Origin of the sequence: Streptococcus sp. 3705 (assembly GCF_013277145.1) — a bacterium.
Taxonomy (GTDB): domain Bacteria; phylum Bacillota; class Bacilli; order Lactobacillales; family Streptococcaceae; genus Streptococcus.
Window position 1 is genome coordinate 22,750 of record NZ_VMMJ01000016.1, and the last position, 21,256, is coordinate 44,005.

Annotated in this window: 21 protein-coding genes and 1 pseudogene; 18 read left to right on the forward strand and 4 right to left on the reverse strand. The window is 40.6% G+C overall.

The genetic code is table 11. The features are described 5' to 3' along the window. Positions 1-96 precede the first annotated feature (96 nt). The 12 genes and pseudogenes from HT714_RS05005 to HT714_RS09660 all read left to right on the forward strand — a co-directional run. Positions 97-960 (forward strand): XRE/MutR family transcriptional regulator, encoded by an 864-nt coding sequence (locus HT714_RS05005; RefSeq protein WP_173225049.1) that lies wholly within the window; start codon positions 97-99, stop codon positions 958-960. Positions 961-1,314: 354 nt separating this feature from the next. Then, positions 1,315-1,599 carry a hypothetical protein gene (locus HT714_RS05010; protein WP_173225052.1) on the forward strand — a complete coding sequence of 95 codons (285 nt, stop codon included), beginning with the start codon at positions 1,315-1,317 and terminating at the stop codon, positions 1,597-1,599. A 237-nt stretch (positions 1,600-1,836) separates the two neighbouring features. Beyond that, complete coding sequence (locus HT714_RS05015; protein ID WP_000659737.1) at positions 1,837-2,532, forward strand: AzlC family ABC transporter permease; 696 nt, start codon at positions 1,837-1,839, stop codon at positions 2,530-2,532. Then, positions 2,522-2,845: an AzlD domain-containing protein gene (locus HT714_RS05020; RefSeq protein ID WP_125415531.1), complete on the forward strand. Its 324-nt coding sequence runs from the start codon at positions 2,522-2,524 to the stop codon at positions 2,843-2,845. The genes HT714_RS05015 and HT714_RS05020 overlap by 11 nt, the downstream gene beginning before the upstream one ends. A 209-nt stretch (positions 2,846-3,054) precedes the next feature. Beyond that, entirely contained in the window at positions 3,055-3,885 is an 831-nt protein-coding gene (locus HT714_RS05025; RefSeq protein ID WP_004254995.1) for an amino acid ABC transporter substrate-binding protein, read from the forward strand. Positions 3,886-4,038: 153 nt separating this feature from the next. Beyond that, complete coding sequence (locus HT714_RS05030) at positions 4,039-4,893, forward strand: MetQ/NlpA family ABC transporter substrate-binding protein (protein ID WP_125455845.1); 855 nt, start codon at positions 4,039-4,041, stop codon at positions 4,891-4,893. Between the two features lie 96 nt (positions 4,894-4,989). Then, positions 4,990-6,363, forward strand: a complete 1,374-nt coding sequence (locus HT714_RS05035; protein WP_173225054.1) for a M20/M25/M40 family metallo-hydrolase — start codon at positions 4,990-4,992, stop codon at positions 6,361-6,363. After that, positions 6,356-7,417 carry a methionine ABC transporter ATP-binding protein gene (locus HT714_RS05040; protein ID WP_173225057.1) on the forward strand — a complete coding sequence of 354 codons (1,062 nt, stop codon included), beginning with the start codon at positions 6,356-6,358 and terminating at the stop codon, positions 7,415-7,417. Before HT714_RS05035 ends, HT714_RS05040 begins: the two co-directional genes overlap by 8 nt. Position 7,418: 1 nt before the next feature. Then, the gene (locus tag HT714_RS05045; RefSeq protein WP_000444647.1) at positions 7,419-8,111 is read left to right on the forward strand and encodes a methionine ABC transporter permease; all 693 of its coding nucleotides are present in this window, start codon (positions 7,419-7,421) and stop codon (positions 8,109-8,111) included. A gap of 129 nt (positions 8,112-8,240) precedes the next feature. Next, positions 8,241-9,110: an Rgg/GadR/MutR family transcriptional regulator gene (locus HT714_RS05050; RefSeq protein ID WP_173225061.1), complete on the forward strand. Its 870-nt coding sequence runs from the start codon at positions 8,241-8,243 to the stop codon at positions 9,108-9,110. A 185-nt stretch (positions 9,111-9,295) separates the two neighbouring features. Next, entirely contained in the window at positions 9,296-10,540 is a 1,245-nt protein-coding gene (locus HT714_RS05055) for a transporter (protein ID WP_173225064.1), read from the forward strand. A gap of 17 nt (positions 10,541-10,557) precedes the next feature. Continuing rightward, a pseudogene (locus HT714_RS09660) lies at positions 10,558-10,685 on the forward strand (ABC transporter permease); the annotation flags it as partial. Between the two features lie 231 nt (positions 10,686-10,916). On the opposite strand, the gene HT714_RS05060 reads toward HT714_RS09660, so the two are convergent. After that, positions 10,917-11,486: an MptD family putative ECF transporter S component gene (locus HT714_RS05060; RefSeq protein ID WP_173225066.1), complete on the reverse strand. Its 570-nt coding sequence runs from the start codon at positions 11,484-11,486 to the stop codon at positions 10,917-10,919. Positions 11,487-11,620: 134 nt separating this feature from the next. Between HT714_RS05060 and HT714_RS05065 the strand changes: the two genes are divergently transcribed. The 5 genes from HT714_RS05065 (at position 11,621) to nrdI (ending at position 16,323) form a co-directional block, all read left to right on the forward strand. Next, positions 11,621-12,235 (forward strand): DUF624 domain-containing protein, encoded by a 615-nt coding sequence (locus HT714_RS05065; protein ID WP_166732238.1) that lies wholly within the window; start codon positions 11,621-11,623, stop codon positions 12,233-12,235. Beyond that, a complete protein-coding gene (locus HT714_RS05070) occupies positions 12,213-13,883 on the forward strand; it encodes a sensor histidine kinase (protein ID WP_345789530.1) in 1,671 nt (556 codons plus the stop codon). The genes HT714_RS05065 and HT714_RS05070 overlap by 23 nt, the downstream gene beginning before the upstream one ends. Before the next feature lie 11 nt (positions 13,884-13,894). Then, complete coding sequence (locus tag HT714_RS05075; protein ID WP_173251604.1) at positions 13,895-15,181, forward strand: response regulator transcription factor; 1,287 nt, start codon at positions 13,895-13,897, stop codon at positions 15,179-15,181. Positions 15,182-15,241: 60 nt separating this feature from the next. Continuing rightward, positions 15,242-15,775 carry a hypothetical protein gene (locus HT714_RS05080; RefSeq protein ID WP_000729017.1) on the forward strand — a complete coding sequence of 178 codons (534 nt, stop codon included), beginning with the start codon at positions 15,242-15,244 and terminating at the stop codon, positions 15,773-15,775. A 77-nt stretch (positions 15,776-15,852) separates the two neighbouring features. Further along, the gene (gene nrdI / locus HT714_RS05085) at positions 15,853-16,323 is read left to right on the forward strand and encodes a class Ib ribonucleoside-diphosphate reductase assembly flavoprotein NrdI (protein ID WP_173225070.1); all 471 of its coding nucleotides are present in this window, start codon (positions 15,853-15,855) and stop codon (positions 16,321-16,323) included. A gap of 284 nt (positions 16,324-16,607) precedes the next feature. Here the strand turns inward: nrdI and HT714_RS05090 are convergent, their stop codons facing one another. The 3 genes from HT714_RS05090 to HT714_RS05100 form a co-directional block, all read right to left on the reverse strand. Further along, positions 16,608-17,870 carry an NRAMP family divalent metal transporter gene (locus HT714_RS05090; protein WP_173225074.1) on the reverse strand — a complete coding sequence of 421 codons (1,263 nt, stop codon included), beginning with the start codon at positions 17,868-17,870 and terminating at the stop codon, positions 16,608-16,610. 215 nt (positions 17,871-18,085) lie between these two features. Then, positions 18,086-18,544, reverse strand: coding sequence for a DUF3021 domain-containing protein (locus tag HT714_RS05095; protein WP_173225077.1), 459 nt, complete (start codon positions 18,542-18,544; stop codon positions 18,086-18,088). Further along, positions 18,541-18,981, reverse strand: coding sequence for a LytTR family DNA-binding domain-containing protein (locus HT714_RS05100; protein WP_164226527.1), 441 nt, complete (start codon positions 18,979-18,981; stop codon positions 18,541-18,543). Before HT714_RS05100 ends, HT714_RS05095 begins: the two co-directional genes overlap by 4 nt. Positions 18,982-19,292: 311 nt before the next feature. Here HT714_RS05100 and mutL point away from each other — a divergent pair, with 311 nt between their 5' ends. Next, positions 19,293-21,242: a DNA mismatch repair endonuclease MutL gene (gene mutL, locus HT714_RS05105; RefSeq protein WP_173225080.1), complete on the forward strand. Its 1,950-nt coding sequence runs from the start codon at positions 19,293-19,295 to the stop codon at positions 21,240-21,242. Positions 21,243-21,256: the final 14 nt, after the last annotated feature.

The following is a 21,256-nucleotide window of genomic DNA, read 5'->3' on the forward strand; positions in this document are numbered from 1 at the left end:
GCTTAAAGCTGGCTTTTTTCCTTTTTTAAATGTCAGAATATTTTGACAAATGAGTGTAAATAATGATATACTATATAAAAAATAGGAGGTGGCAAGATGATTGAGAGAATGGAATTGGGGGAATTTTACAAGGAATTGCGCTTGGCGAGAAAACTCAAGCAGTCAGATGTGGCCTGTGAGGGACTAACAGCTTCTCAGTTGTCCAAGTTTGAACTAGGGCAGTCTATGCTATCTGCGGACAAGCTAATCCTAGCTATCCAAGGGATCAATGTGACCTTTGATGAATTTGGGCACAAACTCAACAACTATCAAGAATCTCCACATATGCGATTTGGCAGAAAGGTTGTGGATCGCTTTGCCCACCAAGATATCGCTGGCTTAGAGCAACTGTTGGAGGAAGTCGAGCGAGAACAGATGGCAGAGACCTATCGTCGTTTGAATGCCATTGTGATTAAAGATGCACTCCATTCCTTAGATAAAAGCTATCCGCTAGCAGAGGAGGATAGCGAGTTTTTAACTACCTACCTCTACGCTATTGAGTCTTGGACCTGGTTTGAACTCTATATATTCTGTAATACCATGCCTTTCTTGAGCAATCAAGATTTGATATTTTTATCAACCACTTTACTTGAGAAATCTAAGGAATTTAAAGAGTTGGTACATAATAGACTGTATATGAAAAGTGGATTTCTGAATATTATATCAGAGCTCATGGAGCGCAAACTTTTCTCTTACATCCCAATCTTTGAAGCTGAGCTGGAGAGTATGCTTCGTCCATACGATGTTTTTGAAAAAGTATTGTGGCAATTTTTAAAGAAAATGAGTATTTTCCTTCAAACCAAAGGAAACAATCAAAAAGAGATTGAACACTTTATCCAATCTCTGCAAGTATTAGAAAATCCACAATTGATAGCCCTCTTCGAATTGCGTTTTCAGCAATACAAAGAACTTATCGATTAGTTAGAAACGGGAAAATGATAATAATCTCAGCAACGATTGTCAATAATGTTAAAATTTGTTTTTTCATAGTTTCTCCACTCCTCATTAGTAATAACTTTATTATACCAGTGAAATAATCAAATCTACTAAAATCGCAAATCTGAAATTTCTATAAGAAAAAATATCAAATATGCGATTTTTTAAAATAAGCCAATTTCTGTGTTATATTATCTTTGTAAAGTACTTCAAGCAAATCCTAAGTCGCAGAAGTGGTTTATAGATGAGAATTCGTACAGTATATGTTTAATTCTGAGCATAATGTAAATGGCTGGACTAAAAGTGAAACTTGGCGTCCTAGATAAAATGAGGTAAACGATGGAAAAACAAAGTCAGTTACAAATTTTAATTCATTCCCTGTACAGTAATAAAGAAATTAGCTTGACGGAAGAATTTAGGAAGCAATTGCTGGAGACAGCGAAACAGTTTTCTAGTACTAGTGAAGATTTGTTAGCTGCACGTCTCTCATTTGCCGTCTCTAAAGAATTATTGGGCTTTAAAGGTGAACCGCCGACAGAGTTGTTGGATTTAGCAAAAATTGTCCAAAAGAAAGAAGCCAAATACAAGCAGGGAATAGTATGGTCTGGTATTTTTAAGATATGATTCATTATAAATACGGTATTAACGGTTGTATAATGGATGAATCTAAAATGAAAAAGAATATAAGCAAGGCTTGGACCTCAATGCCAAACCAAGTCTCGCCTTTGATACGATGGAATAAAATGGAGTCTGTCTGATTACAATCAGCAGACTTTTTTCTCTTTCCTGAATGTGTTATAATAGTCCATGCTGTGGCTGGAACTGATTCAGCCCATTTATTAAGATAATATGAGGAGAAAGATGAAAGAAAAAGGATTTTGGGAGGGGGCACAGGCAGCCATGCCAACGGCCCTTGGTTATGTCAGTATCGGGCTGGCCTGTGGGATTATTGGTGCGCCCTATGTGACACCTGTTGAGATGGGCTTGATGAGCCTCTTTGTTTATGCTGGGAGTGCTCAGTTTGCCATGCTGGCATTGATTGCGGTTCAAGCTCCTGTGGCAGCTATTGCTATGACGGTCTTTTTGATTAATTTACGTCTCTTTTTGTTGAGTTTGCATGCGTCAACCTATTTCCGTCATACCAGTCTTTGGCACAATATCGGTATGTCTAGTATCTTGACGGATGAGACTTATGGCGTTTTGATGGGCGAATTGGCCCATACAGACAAGGTCAATCCTATGTGGATGCACGGGAACAATCTCAACAGCTATGTGGCTTGGTTTGTGGGAACAGTAGTCGGAACGGCTCTGGGTGGTCTGCTGCCAAATCCAGAGATCTTTGGTTTAGATTTTGCTCTTGTTGGGATGTTCATCGGAATTTTTGCTTCGCAATTCCAGATTATGCAAAGACGAATTCCTGTCCGCAATCTGCTCATTATCCTAGCAGTTGTTGCGGTATCCTTCTTTTTACTCTTGACAGTGGTGTCTCAGTCACTAGCTGTTCTGTTTGCGACGCTACTTGGTTGTACAATGGGGGTGGTTTTAGATGGTCAGTAAGTATCTTTTATTAGCAGTTATTTTCTCTGGTCTTGTGACTTGGATTCCCCGTATGATTCCCTTCATCTTGGTTAAGTATAAGGGTTTGCCTGCGATTGTTGAGCGTTTTTTGAAGTTCTTGCCCGTTTCTATTATCTTTGCCTTGATTCTTTCAAGCGTAGTAACAGGCAAGGTTGGGAGTCTTCCTCAAATCAAATGGCTGGACTTCTTAGCAGTATTTCCGACGGCTTGGGTAGCCTTTCGCTACCGTAATCTAGTCGGAACGGTTCTCTTTGGAGTGGTCTTAATTGCAGTCTTGCGTTTGATCTTTTAATACTCTTCGAAAATCAAATTCAAACCACGTCAGCGTCGCCTTACCGTACTCAAGTACAGCTTGTGGCTAGCTTCCTAGTTTGCTCTTTGATTTTCATTGAGTATAAATCAGCCATAAAGAAAACTTATCACAGAGATAGATATCATATAATGGCGTAAATGGTCTTTTTCTGTTAAGATTATAAGGTATTCTATTTTGGAGGAAATGACATGAAAAAAATCGTTAAATACTCATCTCTTGCTGCCCTAGGGCTTGTTGCTGCAGGTGTGCTTGCGGCTTGCTCAGGTGGTGCTAAGAAAGAAGGAGAAGCAGCTAGCAAGAAAGAAATTATCGTTGCAACTAATGCTACACCAAAACCATTCAACTATGAAGAAAATGGCGAATTGACTGGTTACGAAATTGAAGTGGTTCGCGCTATCTTTAAAGACTCTGACAAGTATGATGTCAAGTTTGAGAAGACAGAGTGGTCAGGAGTCTTTGCAGGACTTGATGCCGACCGTTACAATATGGCTGTTAGCAACATCAGCTACACTAAAGAACGTGCTGAAAAATACCTTTATGCAGCTCCAACTGCTAAAAACCCTAACGTTCTTGTAGTGAAAAAAGATGACCCTAGCATCAAATCGCTTGATGATATCGGTGGAAAATCAACAGAAGTTGTTCAAGGGACAACTTCTGCTAAACAGCTAGAAGACTACAACAAACAACATTCAGATAATCCAACTGTCCTAAAGTATACTAAAGCAGACTTCCAACAAATCATGGGACGCTTGAGCGATGGCCAGTTTGACTACAAGATTTTTGATAAAATCGGTGTTGAAACAGTCATCAAGGACCAAGGTTTGGACAACTTGAAAGTGATCGAACTTCCAAGCGACCAACAACCTTATGTTTACCCACTTCTTGCTAAAGGTCAAGATGAGTTGAAAACATTTGTAGACAAACGTATCCAAGAACTCTACAAAGACGGAACTCTTGAAAAATTGTCTAAACAATTCTTTGGAGACACTTATCTACCAGCAGAAGCTGATATTAAATAATTTCTTGAAATCATCCATTCTGAGTAGATGGGTGATTTCTCAGTTTTTAGGGATATAGTTTTAAACTATATATCTGACTATCTAATAACAATTTGTGAAATCAAACAAATTGTGAGATACTAGTACGGTATTATTTTTAAAGGAGATAGAATCATGAAAATCAAAAAATGGCTTGGTGTAGCAGCCCTTGCTACAGTCGCAGGTTTGGCTCTTGTAGCTTGCGGAAACTCAGAAAAGAAAGCAGACAATGCAACAACTATCAAAATCGCAACTGTTAACCGTAGCGGTTCTGAAGAAAAACGTTGGGATAAAATCCAAGAATTGGTTAAAAAAGACGGCATTACCTTGGAATTTACAGAGTTCACAGACTACTCACAACCAAACAAGGCAACTGCTGATGGCGAAGTAGATTTGAACGCTTTCCAACACTACAACTTCTTGAACAACTGGAACAAAGAAAATGGGAAAGATCTTGTAGCGATTGCAGATACTTACATCTCTCCAATTCGCCTTTACTCAGGTTTGAATGGAAGTGACAACAAGTATACTAAAGTGGAAGACATCCCAGCAAACGGAGAAATCGCTGTACCGAACGATGCTACAAACGAAAGCCGCGCGCTTTACTTGCTTCAATCAGCTGGCTTGATTAAATTGGACGTTTCAGGAACTGCTCTTGCAACAGTTGCTAACATCAAAGAAAATCCAAAGAACTTGAAAATCACTGAATTGGACGCTAGCCAAACAGCTCGTTCATTGTCATCAGTTGACGCTGCCGTTGTAAACAATACCTTCGTTACAGAAGCAAAATTGGACTACAAGAAAGCACTCTTCAAAGAACAAGCTGATGAAAACTCAAAACAATGGTACAACATCATTGTTGCGAAAAAAGATTGGGAGTCATCACCAAAAGCTGATGCTATCAAGAAAGTTGTTGCAGCTTACCATACAGATGAAGTGAAAAAAGTTATCGAAGAAACATCAGACGGTTTGGATCAACCAGTTTGGTAATAAGAAACAGGGAGGTGGGAGAGAAAATTCCACCTCTTGCTTTTGTATAGAGCATGGATTGTCAGGAAGAGTAGTTCATAGAAAGGTAGAGAGAATATGGTTTTTCCTAGCGAACAAGAACAGATTGAAAAATTTGAAAAGGATCATGTAGCCCAGCATTATTTTGAGGTTTTGCGTACTTTGATTTCTAAGAAATCAGTCTTTGCCCAGCAGGTTGGACTTAAGGAAGTCGCAAATTATCTGGGTGAGATTTTCAAGCGTGTGGGGGCTGAAGTGGAGATTGATGAGACTTACATGGCGCCTTTTGTCATGGCGCATTTCAAGAGTTCGCGTCCAGATGCCAAGACCCTAATTTTCTATAACCACTATGACACTGTGCCAGCGGACGGAGATCAGGTCTGGACAGAGGATCCTTTTACGCTTTCGGTGCGCAATGGCTTTATGTATGGGCGTGGGGTTGATGACGACAAGGGTCATATCACAGCTCGCTTGAGTGCTTTGAGAAAATACATGCAGCACCATGATGATTTGCCTGTCAACATTAGTTTTATCATGGAGGGAGCAGAGGAATCGGCTTCGACAGACCTGGATAAGTATTTGGAAAAACATGCGGATAAACTCCGTGGAGCGGATTTGTTGGTCTGGGAACAAGGGACAAAAAATGCCTTGGAACAGCTAGAAATTTCTGGTGGAAATAAGGGGATTGTGACCTTTGATGCCAAGGTAAAAAGTGCTGATGTGGATATCCATTCGAGTTATGGTGGGGTTGTGGAATCAGCTCCTTGGTACCTCCTTCAAGCCCTACAGTCTCTTCGTGCCACAGATGGCCGTATCTTGGTTGAAGGTTTGTACGAAGAAGTTCAAGAACCAAATGAAAGAGAATTGGCCTTGGTGGATACCTATGCCCAACGAAATCCAGGGGAAATCAGCCAGATTTATGGTTTGGAATTGCCTCTTTTACAAGAGGACCGCGGAGCCTTTCTAAAACGATTCTTTTTTGAGCCAGCCCTTAATATCGAAGGGATCCAGTCAGGTTATCAAGGGCAAGGAGTTAAAACGATTTTGCCAGCAGAAGCCAGTGCTAAGCTAGAGGTTCGTTTGGTTCCTGGCCTAGAACCGCATGATGTTCTGGAAAAAATTCGGAAACAGCTAGACAAAAATGGCTTTGATAAGGTAGAATTATACTATACCTTGGGAGAGATGAGCTATCGCAGCGATATGAGCGCGCCAGCCATTCTCAATGTAATCGAGTTGGCCAAGAAATTCTATCCACAGGGCGTTTCAGTCTTGCCGACGACAGCTGGGACAGGGCCAATGCATACGGTCTTTGATGCCCTAGAGGTGCCAATGGTGGCCTTCGGTCTAGGAAATGCTAATAGTCGAGACCACGGTGGAGATGAAAATGTGCGAATCGCCGATTACTACACCCATATTGAATTAGTAGAGGAGCTAATTAGAAGCTATGAGTAGAGATATTATCAAGTTAGATCAGATCGATGTGACTTTTCACCAAAAGAAGAGAACCATCACAGCGGTCAAGGATGTGACCATTCACATCCAAGAAGGGGATATCTACGGAATCGTTGGATATTCTGGAGCAGGGAAATCAACCCTTGTACGGGTGATTAACCTCTTGCAAAAACCATCTGCAGGGAAAATTACCATTGACGACGATGTGATTTTTGATGGCAAGGTGACCTTGACGGCAGAACAGTTGCGTCGTAAACGTCAAGATATCGGAATGATTTTCCAGCATTTTAACCTGATGAGCCAAAAGACAGCAGAGGAGAATGTAGCCTTTGCCCTTAAACATTCTGGACTCAGTAAGGAAGAAAAGAAGGCTAAAGTAGCCAAGTTGTTGGACTTGGTTGGCTTGGCAGATCGTGCTGAAAACTACCCTTCACAACTATCTGGAGGGCAAAAACAGCGTGTGGCCATTGCGCGTGCCTTGGCAAATGATCCAAAAATCTTGATTTCAGACGAGTCAACTTCTGCCCTTGACCCTAAGACAACCAAGCAGATTTTGGCCTTGTTGCAAGATTTGAACCAAAAATTAGGCTTAACTGTTGTCTTGATTACGCATGAAATGCAGATTGTCAAAGATATTGCCAATCGTGTGGCAGTTATGCAGGATGGGCATTTGATTGAAGAGGGTAGCGTCCTTGAAATCTTCTCAAATCCTAAACAAGCTTTGACTCAAGACTTTATCTCAACAGCTACAGGCATTGATGAAGCTATGGTCAAAATTGAGAAGCAAGAAATCGTGGAACACTTGTCTGAAAACAGTCTCTTGGTTCAACTCAAGTACGCAGGTGCTTCAACAGACGAGCCACTTTTGAATGAATTGTACAAGCGTTACCAAGTAACGGCTAATATCCTCTATGGCAATATCGAAATTCTCGATGGTACTCCTGTTGGAGAATTGGTTGTGGTCTTGTCAGGTGAAAAAGCAGCGTTGGCAGGTGCCCAAGAAGCCATTCGTCAAGCAGGCGTACAGCTAAAAGTATTGAAGGGAGGACAGTAAGATGGAATCATTGATTCAAACCTATTTACCAAATGTCTATAAAATGGGCTGGGCTGGTCAAGCAGGTTGGGGAACAGCTATCTACCTAACCCTTTATATGACAGTTCTTTCCTTCATCATCGGAGGATTCTTGGGGCTAGTGGCAGGTCTTTTCCTTGTCTTAACAGCGCCAGGTGGTGTCTTGGAAAACAAGGTCGTCTTCTGGATTTTGGATAAGATTACCTCTATTTTCCGTGCGGTTCCTTTTATCATCCTCTTGGCAGTCTTGTCACCCTTCTCTCATCTAATCGTAGGAACAAGCATTGGTCCAAATGCGGCTATCGTACCGCTATCTTTTGCAGTCTTTGCCTTCTTTGCTCGTCAGGTGCAGGTTGTCTTGGCTGAGCTAGATGGCGGTGTCATTGAGGCAGCTCAAGCGAGCGGAGCGACTTTCTGGGACATCGTGGGTGTTTACCTATCAGAAGGTCTTCCAGACTTAATTCGCGTGACAACTGTGACCTTGATTTCCCTTGTTGGGGAAACAGCCATGGCCGGAGCGGTTGGAGCTGGTGGTATCGGTAACGTAGCCATCGCTTATGGATTTAACCGCTATAATCACGATGTAACTATCTTAGCAACCATCATTATCATTTTGATTATCTTTGCGATCCAATTCTTGGGAGATTTCTTAACTAAGAAATTGAGTCATAAATAAAGAGAATTAGGCAATCTGTACATCATTCATAGGAGTTGTCGTTATAGTCAAGACTTAAAATTCTCTGTACTGGTTGCTATCAACCGTTACTTTTATGAGTTAGAGAGTTAAGAATTGTGGGGAGTCAATATGCAAAATCTGGGAGAAGTTTTTAAAGAATTGAGAAAGAGTCGGAATGTATCTCTACAGGAGGCGACGGGAGGAGAGTTCACTTATTCCATGCTGAGCAAATTTGAGCGTGGAGAAGCAGATTTATCATCTATGAAATTGATTACTGCCTTAGATAACATCCACTCTGATTTGAATGAATTTATGTACTTGGTACGTGGTTTTTCTCAGAAAAAGGTTTTGGCTTTTCAAGAAAATCTCTGGGATTTATATGACAGAGAAGGGATTGATTCTCTCCATTCCTTGTATGAAGAGACGACTCAAAAGTACAGATCAAGTGCTAAAAAAAGCTATCTCTTACAAATGATTCGTATCAAAAGCCTTCTCGTGTTTTTTGATTCAGAAATAAGAGCAACGGATGAAGAACTGACTTTTCTCTATGACTATTTTTTTACTATTGATATCTGGGGAAATTATGAATTGGAACTATTTTCAACGATTTCTACTTTGTTTCCTCTGCCTCTCTATTTTAAATATTCTAGGGAGATGTTACAAAAGACGGATTTATTAGGCTCTTTACCGAGTAACAAAGTTGGTATTGACACTATTTTGATTAATGGACTTTTTAAAGCGATAGAGGAAAAGGATAAATTAAAAGCAGACTATTTTACCTTTCAGATTGAAAAACGAGAATTGCCAGAATCTCAAGCCTATCTTAAAATCATTTATATGATTGCTAAAGGGTATTATGATACTATTTTTAATGTTAAAAATAAGGGTCTTGAGAAAATCCAGAGAGGCATTACAATCTTACAAGATTTAGAGTATATAGATGGTGCAAGATATTATGAAAACTATTTTGAAAATCAGTTTTCAAATAAAGATTTGTAATATATTCTCGTTACATCGACTGATGAAAAATAAATGGGCTTGTAGATGGAGTGATAAATAGTAGTATCTAGGAGCTAGAGTTTCTATTTTCAGAAAAAATATATTACAAAAAAGTGGGGAGTCCCGCTTTTTTTGTTAGACTGGTTTCAATAGAATACTCTTTGAAATATGGAGAAAGGCCTGTTATGAAACTATTCTTAAGCCATCATTTATTTAGAATACTGACCTTATCGAGATTTTTGAGCTCAAGTGGAGCTTATATTTATAATCTGGTATTTATTATTTATGCTGCGAGTCTACCCTTTAAAAATATAGCTGTATTTATGGCGAATATGATTACGATTTTACCTTTCCTATTTACTTTTTATGTTGGGATTAAGGCTGATCATACTCGGAATAAAGCAGGGACAATTATCTGGGTTGGTTGTGTGCAAAGTCTACTATTTCTTTTGATTGCTAGTGTGATTCATAATCAGAACTTTGTAACGTTTGCTTTTATCTGTATGGTTAATATCTGTTCGGATATTTTATCAGATTATACAGCAGGCCTTCGTATGCCGATTATCCAGCATAATATTTCGGAAGATAAGCTCTATGAAGCTTATTCCTTTACTCAGTTTGTCTCCTATTTATCAAATCTAGGAGGTCAAGCCTTAGGAGTGTGGTTACTCACAACAAGCCACCAAAATTTTTCTTTTGTTGCAATTGTAAATGCTGGCTTCTTTTTACTATCTTCTCTCATTTTGTTCAAAAATAGAAGAGAATTGACGCATTTGTCTGTAAGTGTAGAGGATAAGTCGATTAGTTTACTTCAACAAGTTAAGGTAATCTATGCGGACATGGATGATATCTTTAGGCAGAGAGAAAGTAAATCTTTGTTTAAAATGATCCTTGTCATTTTGGTAATGAATACTTTGGGAGGAGCTGTTGGAGGTATTTATCACTTTTACTTATTAGACCATACTATCTATCATCTCAGCTATGCTCAGGCCCTATTTTTAATCGAATGTGTTAGCTTGGGAGGAGCTATTCTTGGTAGCCTAACTCCCCATGATTATTTTGGGAAATGGTCGTTTTCAAGTTTGCTATCGCTCAATGCAATTCTGTTTGTCTTACTTGCTACTGCTAATATTTTAGATTTTTCTCCTCTAGTAGGTGTTGTTTGCTTAGCCTTTGTCATGTATTTGATGTCGAAATCAATGCCTAAATTAGATACTCTGTTATTGTCTAATTTGAGCGTGGATGTATTAGCTAGAAGTAATAATCTCTTGAGTATGATTTTTTCCCTAACATTACCCTTGGGGATGTCTGTATTTTCCTTCTTAGCTTTGCAAGATATCAGTCTTTGTTGGTGGGTGTTTTTGGTAGTGAGTGTGATAGGGTTGACTTTATCTCTAGAAAAAAGAAGTTTTTCAGGTAAAAAATTTTAACCTAGGGGAAATCAGGCTTACTAGAAGGTCTTCCAGATTTGATCCGTGTGACGACTGTGACCTTGATTTCACTTGTTGGTAAAACAGCCATGGCGGGGCAGTTGGAGCTGGCGGTGTTGGTAACGTAGCTATCGCTTATGGATTTATACTCTTCGAAAATCTCTTCAAACTACGTCAGCTTTGCCTTGCCGTAGGTATATGTAACTGACTTCGTCAGTCTTATCTCCAACCTCAAAACAGTGTTTTGAGCAACCTGCGGCTAGCTTCCTAGTTTGCTCTTTGATTTTCATTGAGTATTACAATCCAATTCTTGGGAGATTTCTTGACTAAGTCTTGAGCCATAAATAAAAAGAGCCGTGCGGCTCTTTTTTAGTAATCAGATTTTCTGTGCAAATTTTTTACTCAAGGCTTGTCCAATCAAGGCACCAACTAGGGCTCCAATGACAATACTTGCGATAAATAGAAGGATGGTTCCAGGATTTGGCGCGACCATGATACGGTCGATATATTCTTGCGATTTTCCTCTTGCTAGAAGGGTTGCCATATAGGCTTTGGGCGCAATCCACATAAGCAAGATTGGTCCTGATGTACTAAAGGCAAAGAGAATGAAAGAAAGGAAGTTCTTTGTTTTGTCCTTGTATTTTCCTAAATGAGCTACTCCATCTGCTAGGAGACCACAGATAATTCCAGGAAGGAAGGCGCCGGCACCGTGTTTAGTTCCCAAGAAAAAGAGAGCAATAACAAGGCCGATAGTGGTAATGGCTCCAAAACGCGGAACTTTTGCGATTAGAATCATATAGACGCTACCGCCGACAAGGGCAGTAAAGGCAGGCGCATAAAACATGTTTCCAGTTTGGTCAAAGAGATTGCCCAAAAGGACACCAATCCCCATGCAGAGGAAGTAAAGAATTGCAAAAAGCAGTGTAGTTAAGATAGATTTTTTCATGAATTGTCTCCTGATAATTTTTTCACAATTCTCATTTTACCATGGTTTGGTGGGATTGTAAATGGATACTAGAAGTTTTTGAAAACGCTTGAAATATGATATAATAGTTTCATAGTTATTTTTAGGGGGATATCATGGGTAGATTTTTAGACTTTGTCTTTAATCGTTTCTTTTTAGGGATGATTGCGACAGCCTTCTTTTGGCTATTAACATTGGCAGGAGGGATTATCCTTGGTCTAGCGCCGGCTAGTGCCACCTTGATGAGCCTGTATGCAGAACATGGTTATAGCTTTCGGGAATACAGTTTGAAGGAGGCGTGGTCTCTTTATAAGCAAAATTTTGTCTCAAGCAACCTGATTTTCTATAGCTTTTTAGGTGTGGATTTAGTTTTGGTCTATGGCCTGTATCTATTGGTTCAATTACCTAATCAGACCATCGTTCATTTGATTGCGACCTTTTTGAATGTCTTAGTAGTTCCCCTCATCTTTTTGGCCTATACAGTGTCTTTGAAATTACAAGTTTATTTTGACTTGTCTTATCGAAATAGTCTAAAACTATCCTTGATTGGCATTTTTATGAGTCTAGCAGCTGTGGCCAAGGTTTTTCTTGGGACAGTGCTACTTGTGGCAATTGGTTACTATATGCCTGCTCTTCTCTTCTTTGTAGGAATTGGGATGTGGCATTTCTTTATCAGTGATATGTTGGAACCGGTCTATGAAAGTATCCATGAAAAATTGGCGACAAAATAGAATGAAGCAGTTTTGGCTGCATACGCTTCTAAGAACCTACAGTTCAGTTATGATGATTATTATTGCGAGTTTTGCAATTTTACTCTCCTATGCTGACTGGGATTCACGGGAAAAGGAAGCCCAGAGAGTAGCCCAGCGTGTAACTGCTAGAACAGTGAGTGAAATTGAATATTACCATAGAGAGTCAACCCAGATAGCTCAGGCTTTAGTTGAAAATCAAGCTCGTATTGAGGGAATCTATAAATACTTTAGCCTTAGCATGCCAGACTATTTTTACTGGCAATTAGAGCGGAAAGCTTCGCCTTATGTATCAGTCTCTCTGCATGAAAATGTTGATGACCTCTATGTTCGAAATGATTTTGTAACTGGAGTGGCCATTGTTTTTCAAGATTACAAGGAAGTCTATGTTTCTACTAAAGACAAACGTAGTGGAGAAAAAATCAGGGCTGAGGATTTTAAACCAGCAGGAAATAGTTTTGCCATTCCGGTGTCTGATCCAGTGTCAGATCAAGATTTAGGAGTGATTTACATCTCCTTGGACCCTGCTGTTTTATACCATGCCATTGATAATACTAGAGGTCATACTCCGATGGCAGTAACAGTGACCTCACCTTTTGATACGGAGATTTTTCATATTGGTGAGACAGTTGATAAGGAGAGTGAAAATTGGCTAGTTGGCTTAACTTCTCATGGTTATCAGGTTCAGGTGGCAGTTCCCAAAAACTTTGTTTTACAAGGAACGGTGACCAGCTCTGCTTTGATTGTGGGCTTGAGCCTTCTCTTTATTGTCATTCTTTATCTGACTTTGAGGCAGACCTTTGCTAATTACCAAAAGCAGGTAGTGGATTTGGTGGATTCCATTCAAGTCATTGCTCAAGGCGAAGAGGGTCGTCGGATTGACATTTCCGAGAAAGATCAGGAATTGCTCCTAATCGCAGAGACTACTAATGATATGTTGGATCGATTGGAAAAGAACATCCATGATATTTACCAGTTAGAGCTTAGTCAAAAAGATGCCAATATGCGGGCCTTGCAGGCGCAAATCAATCCTCATTTCATGTATAATACGCTGGAATTCTTGCGCATGTATGCAGTTATGCAGAGTCAAGACGAGTTGGCGGATATCATTTATGAGTTTAGTAGTCTCTTGCGTAACAATATTTCTGACGAAAGAGAAACTCTCCTCAAACAGGAATTAGAATTTTGCCGTAAATACAGCTATCTCTGCATGGTTCGCTATCCCAAGTCCATTGCCTATGGTTTCAAGATAGATTCAGAGTTAGAGAATATGAAGATTCCCAAGTTTACCTTGCAACCGCTGGTAGAAAACTATTTCGCGCATGGTGTTGACCACAGGAGGACAGATAATGTGATTAGCATCAAGGCTCTTAAACAGGATGGGTTTGTGGAAATTTTGGTGGTCGATAATGGTAGAGGAATGTCGGCTGAAAAACTGGCAAGTATTCGAGAAAAATTAAGTCAGAGACATTTTGAACACCAAGCCAGCTACAGTGATCAAAGGCAGTCTATCGGGATTGTCAATGTCCATGAGCGTTTTGTGCTCTATTTTGGGGATCGATATGCTATTACTATAGATTCTGCAGAGCAAGCAGGTGTTCAGTATCGTATTACAATTCAAGATGAGTAGAAAGGGAGAAGATGTATAAAGTATTATTAGTAGATGATGAGTACATGGTGACAGAAGGTCTGAAACGTTTGATTCCCTTTGATAAGTGGGATATGGAGGTCGTCGCAACAGCCAGTCATGCCGATGAAGCCCTAGAATATGTTCAGGAAAATCCTGTCGATGTGGTCATTTCCGATGTCAATATGCCCGACAAAACAGGGCTTGATATGATTCGAGAGATGAAAGAAATCTTACCAGATGCTGCCTATATCCTGCTGTCAGGTTATCAGGAGTTTGATTATGTAAAAAGAGCTATGAACCTTAGTGTGGTGGACTATCTGGTTAAGCCTGTTGATAAGGTAGAGCTAGGAAATCTGCTGGAGAAGATTGCAGGTCAGCTCGGCGAGAGAGGTAAGAAAAGTCAGACCCTCAGTCAAGATTTAGACGATGCTGGATTTGTTAGTTATTTAGGTGGTAAGGAGAATTGGTGGATAGGTCTTTCAAAGGAAAAACAGGGCTCCTTCACTATTCCCTACTATGTCTTGGGTCAAGATTGGCAGATTTTCATTTCTGACCAACCCCTAGATGGTTTGGTCGTTACACCTTTTGAAGCTCCTTATCAAGAACACTTTGAACGCTGGAAGCTGAATGCTGAGAAAGCCCTCTTTTACGGCTCTGTAAATCTACAGCAGTCTCAGAGTCTCTTTGCCTACTACGAACCGATTTATAGGGTTATCATTCAGGGGAATCTCAATCAAATCGTGGAAGAATTGAACCTTTTGGAGAAGGTGGTTCTTGAAAATACACCGCGTGTTCCGATTACCAAACAGCTTTTTATCCAGTTTGTCATGGATGTCTTTCACTTGTTTGAACATCTCAAAGCTGATGATATGACGGACATTGTCAAAACCATTCATGCTATTCAATCCTTCGATGAATTGGTTTCTTATATCAAGGAAACTCTGACCAGCTTTTTCGGTCAATACCGTATGAATGAAAATGTGGTCAGTGTGCTGGAAGTCATTGGTCGTGATTACCAAAAGGAGCTGTCCCTCAAGGATATCAGTAAGGCCCTCTTTATCAATCCTGTCTATCTAGGACAGTTGATTAAGCGTGAAACCGATTCGACCTTTGCAGAGTTACTAAACAAACAACGTATTAAGGCTGCCCAGCAGCTCTTGCTTTCGACTAGTGATAGTATCGAAGATATTTGTTATGCTGTTGGTTACAGTAACCTTGGATATTTCTATAAAGTGTTCCGAAAATTGTGCGGAAAATCGCCAAAAGCCTACCGAAAACAGGTAGAAACGATACTATAAGATTTGTATTCCTTTACAAAAAGTGCTATAATATGAATAATATTATTAGGAGGTTCTATCATGAAAAAGAAACCGATTTATCTATGGGTCTTGTTAATCTTGTCTGCCCTTATTTCAGCAATGTCTCTGTTTGGAATGTTGAGTCCCTTACCTAGCAAAGAAGCTCTTCGTGCCGCTCAGAAACAAGTTGCAGGGGTCAGTGCTCAGCAATTAGAAGACCAGCTTAATTACAACTATGGAGTAGCAGAAGCGTATCATTCTATTTTTAATATGGCCTTGATTGTGCTATCTGCTATTTTAGTGGTCGTAGCGATTGTCTTCCTTATTCGTAAGAATTTGCAATATGCAAACTATACTTACGTTGGCTATGTTTTGTTAGCTATTATCGGTTCGATTTATGGCTATGTTGGTTTACAGGACGCTGTGCAGTTGGTTCAAGATGAGACCATGCGTTTGACAATGAGTATTGGTTCAAAAGCTGTCAGCATTTTCTATATCGTCATCAATATTCTCTTCCTAGCTCTTGTCTTCTATAAGATGTGGCGACAACAGAAAGCCTTGGCAGAAGAAGAGGAAGCAGAAAATCTTGCCTAAGTATTGACAAAAAAGAACTATCAAGATACAATCTTGGTAGTTCTTTTTCGATTAAAAATAAAATCATGGAGGTACATATGAAGACAATTTCTTTAGTTTATATTAGTTTGAGTGGCAACACTGAAAGTTTTGTGACGCGCTTGAAAGATTATCTCTTGTCCCAGTACGAGGGAATTGAGGTTCAAAAGATTCATATCAAGGATTTGGTCAAGGAAGGTAAAAATTTCTATGAGATGGACCATCCCTATGTCGCTTTTTTGCCGACCTATCTCGAAGGTGGGAATGGCGTGGATAACGGAGATGTTGAGATCTTGACGACACCCGTTGGGGATTTTATCGCCTATGGTGACAATGCTAGCAAGTGTTTTGGTGTGGTTGGTTCAGGAAATCGTAACTTTAATAATCAATACTGTCTGACAGCCAAGCAATACAGTCAACGTTTTGGTTTCCCTGTATTGGCTGATTTTGAAATGCGAGGCATGCTGGAAGATATCAAACATGTCGCAGCTATTATCGCAGATTTGTATGAGTTGGAAAGGGAGAATTAAAGTCAATATAAGAGGCGCTTGGGATTTGCTAGCTGTTTTTTGAGTATAAACAGTCTTTGAGAACGTAAAAAAGCATAAGTTCAGGTCTTCAAAACCTTGTTCTTATGCTTTTTATCATAGAAATATTTGCTGCATTTTCTCTTGAAATGAAACCTTATACTCAATGAAAATCAAAGAGCAAACTAGGAAACTAGCCGCAGGCTGTACTTGAGTACGGCAAGGCGACGTTGACGTGGTTTGAATTTGATTTGCGAAGAGTATTATCTTCATCTCGCGCTTGTCAGTTAACCTGCTTTTCCGATTGCGAGTGCGTAGATAAAGAAGATGGCGAAGCCAAAGAGGAAAATCAATCCTGCAATGGCAAGGTGTTTGAGCCAAGAAGGAAGATGTTTGTTTTCACGCGTTACCAAGGCGTAATTCAAAAGAGCAAAGAAAGGTGTTGTCAGGAAAGAGCCAATCATGGCAAAGCGGAGCATGGTTGACACCTGACCAGAGAAGAACTTGATAATGACGATACCGATGATAGCAGTAATGGTCATCCAGATATTCAAAGATTTACGATTGTCTTCTTTTTGACTGATTAGCAGTCGGAGAGATTCCTGATTGACACGAGAATAGCCATCAATAACAGTGATAACTGTTCCAAAGATACACAGGAAAGCAATAAAGGTAATCAAGTAACGGGACCATTCGCCAAGAACAGAGGCATACATGCCCACGAATTGAGAGATGTATTTGGCCGAAGCAGCTTCAACCGCCTGCCCTGTAGGATACTGAATCAGTGCTCCCAGTGCTACAAAGAAGACGGCTAGGATAGCTGTTCCAATATAACCAGTGTTAAAGTCAAACAGAGCGTCTTCTGTGTTAAAGTTGACGGTCTTTCTCTTTTCAGCTGACCAAAGTGAATTGATAGCTGAAATTTCAATAGGAGCCGGCATCCATCCTAGGAGGGAGACGATGAAGGGCAGAGCTGCCATTTGCCAAGGTGTCTTCTCGACAAAATCAGAACTGTATTCTGGATGCTTGACCGCTGCGATGATAACTGCAAGAACAGTCGCAATGGTTAAGGCAGACATAATCCATTTGACCATACCATCTAAGAGTTTGTAGCCTCCAAAGAGTAGCATAGCCCAAATGACTGCAACGAGAATGAGGGACCACTGAGTGATGCTAAGACCGATCATTGGGAAGGCGCTGGCGATGATAGCTGAGCACAGAATGGCGACACCAGCTGTGTTGACCATAGCCGAAAAAACATTGAGGATAAAGAAAATCCAGAGATAGAGTTTTCCTTTTTCGGCATAACCTTCAACCAAAGTCTTTCCAGTATCAGCTGTGTATTCAGCACCAAAACGGAAAAATGGATATTTAAAGACATTGGCTAAGATGACCAAGAGAAGTAGAGACCAACCGTAAGAACCGCCAGCTTGAGTGGAAGATACAATGTGGGAACCTCCAACAGCGGCAGTTGCCATTAGGATTCCAGGTCCCATTGCTTTTAGCTTGCTTGCCCAGGTTGATTGATTTAAGGAAATAGCTTGTGACATGATAAATACTCCTTTTTGAATTTTCAGAATAATCTGGATATGTAATCTATATTCTACAAAAAACTTTGGGAAAATGCAAGAATATTTTGAAAAAAGATAGAAAATTACAGAAAATTTACAAAGAAGATCTGAAAATAACTGCTATGATAGTAAGGTACAGCAGGATAAAGAAAAACCGAGAAGTTTCTTTCTCGGATTTGCTTATTATGAGGTTCTTACTTTCTATGCTCCAAGAGTTGATTGATGTGATCCACTTTTTTAGCTTCTTTTTTATAAAGAATAGCCCAGATGATGAGGTAGACAATTGCAAACTCGATAATGAGCTGGAGATAGAAGAACCAGTGGAAGGGGAACCAACCTGCTAGGGTTGCTAGTGGGACAAAGCCAGCCAGCATAAGGAAGAAATGAGTCAGAGTGGCACGAAGCATGCTCCAGTCACGGCTGAATAATCGTTTACCAAAGTTGAAGAGAATACCGATGGCTGCCCAGATAAGAGTACAGTAGAGCAAGACCAGGGCACCGTGAACCTGATGTTGAGCCATCACTTGGCCGATGATAGAGTAGGGATTTAGTGGTGCGTAGATACTCGGTGCATAAATGAGTGAAAAGATGATAGAGAGGATGAGGCCGATAAGAACACCGGTGGCTGCGTCGTGAAATACTTGTTTTTTCATAGTTCTAATTTCTCCTTGATGGTTTTTAGGTAACGGCGTGAAGAGTAGGTGAAGCTTTCGTTTTTCAAGAAAATTTCTACTAGGCCGTTGGGGGTGAGCTTGAGATGAGAGATGGAATCGATATTGATGATTTCTGATTGGGAAATTTGGATAAAATTGGTTGGCAGAATTTCAAGGACCTGATAGAGTCGCAAATCAATGCTGTAGGTCTGACTCGCGGTTTCGGCTAGAACCTTCCGATTCTCGATATAGAAGCGTTGAATCTTGCCAATCTCAACGAGATAGACCTGATTATCGATTTTCCCTTTGATTTTTTCTGTTAGATCCAGATTTTCTGCGAACTCGATGACTTTCTGGACTTTATCTGTCGGCTGAGGTGCTTGAACAATCAGCTTTTCCTCTTCGTAAGTTTCACTAATCTGTAGTTCTACTTTCATAAACTTCTCTCCTTGTTTTTCATACAAAATTAATCTCACTTCTTGTACATCTTTATTAATACTCTTCAAAAATCAAATTCAAACCACGTCAGCGTCGTCTTGCCGTACTAAAGTACTGTCTGCGCCTAGCTTTCTAGTTTGCTCTTTGATTTTTATTGAGTATACCACTATTTTATGCCCCCTGGCAAGGGACTTTGTCTATGTGGAGGGATTTGGCTCCTATGTGGCGCTTGCTTTTCTGTCCTATCTGAAATATGGTATAATAGCACTAATCAATTTCTAGGAAAACAGGTACAGAAAGGGGCTGAAAAATGTCTCATATTATTGAATTGCCAGAGGTGCTGGCAAACCAAATCGCGGCTGGAGAGGTCATTGAACGTCCTGCCAGTGTGGTCAAAGAGTTGGTAGAAAATGCTATTGACGCGGGTTCTAGTCAGATTATCATTGAGATTGAAGAGTCTGGTCTCAAGAAGATTCAAATCACAGATAATGGTCATGGAATTGCCCACGATGAGGTAGAGCTGGCTCTGCGTCGTCATGCGACCAGTAAGATAAAAAATCAGGCAGATCTCTTTCGGATTCGGACGCTTGGTTTTCGTGGTGAAGCCTTGCCTTCTATCGCTTCTGTTAGTGTTTTGACCCTTTTGACGGCGGTGGATGGTGCTAGTCATGGAACCAAGTTAGTCGCGCGTGGGGGTGAAGTTGAGGAAGTCATCCCAGCGACGAGTCCTGTGGGAACCAAGGTTTGTGTGGAGGACCTCTTTTTCAACACGCCTGCTCGCCTCAAGTATATGAAGAGCCAGCAAGCAGAGTTGTCTCATATCATTGATATTGTCAACCGTCTGGGCTTGGCCCATCCTGAGATTTCTTTCAGCTTGATTAGTGATGGCAAGGAAATGACGCGGACAGCTGGGACTGGTCAACTGCGACAAGCAATCGCAGGAATTTATGGTTTGGTCAGTGCCAAGAAGATGATTGAAATTGAGAACTCTGACCTAGATTTCGAAATTTCAGGTTTTGTGTCCTTGCCTGAGTTAACTCGAGCCAACCGCAACTATATCAGCCTCTTCATCAATGGTCGTTATATCAAGAACTTTTTACTCAATCGTGCTATTCTTGACGGCTATGGTAGTAAGCTTATGGTAGGCCGTTTTCCACTGGCTGTCATTCACATCCATATTGACCCCTATCTAGCGGATGTCAATGTGCATCCAACCAAGCAAGAGGTGCGGATTTCCAAGGAAAAAGAATTGATGGCCTTGGTCTCAGAAGCTATTTCTAATAGTCTCAAGGAGCAAACTTTGATACCTGATGCCTTGGAAAATCTTGCCAAATCGACTGTGCGTAATCGTCAAAAGGTGGAGCAGACCATTCTCCCACTCAAAGAAAATACTCTCTACTATGAGCAAACAGAGCCGACAAGACCTAGCCAAGCTGAGGTGGCTGATTATCAGGTTGAATTAACTGAGGAAGGGCAGGACTTAACCCTGTTTGCAAAGGAAACTTTAGATCAGTTAACCAAGCCAGCAAAACTGCATTTTGCAGAGAGAAAACCTGCTAACTATGACCAACTAGACCATCCAGAGTTAGATTTAGCCAGTCTGGATAAAGCCTATGATAAGCTAGAGCGAGAAGAATCTTCAAGCTTCCCAGAGTTGGAATTTTTCGGGCAAATGCATGGGACCTATCTCTTTGCTCAAGGGCGAGATGGACTCTACATCATAGACCAACATGCGGCTCAGGAACGGGTCAAGTATGAGGAGTACCGTGAAAGCATTGGTGATGTTGACCAGAGCCAGCAACAACTCCTAGTGCCCTACATCTTTGAATTTCCAGCGGATGATGCTCTGCGTCTCAAGGAAAGAATGGCACTTTTAGAGGAAGTGGGCGTCTTTCTAGCAGAGTACGGAGAAAATCAATTCATCTTACGCGAACATCCTATTTGGATGGCAGAGGAGGAAATTGAGTCAGGTATCTATGAAATGTGCGACATGCTACTCTTGACCAAGGAAGTTTCTATCAAGAAATATCGAGCAGAGTTGGCTATCATGATGTCCTGCAAGCGGTCTATCAAGGCCAATCATCGTATTGATGATCATTCAGCTAGACAACTCCTCTATCAGCTTTCTCAATGTGACAATCCCTATAACTGTCCCCACGGACGTCCTGTTTTGGTGCATTTTACCAAGTCGGATATGGAAAAGATGTTCCGACGCATTCAGGAAAATCACACCAGTCTCCGTGAGTTGGGGAAATATTAAACTAAAAGGAAAAC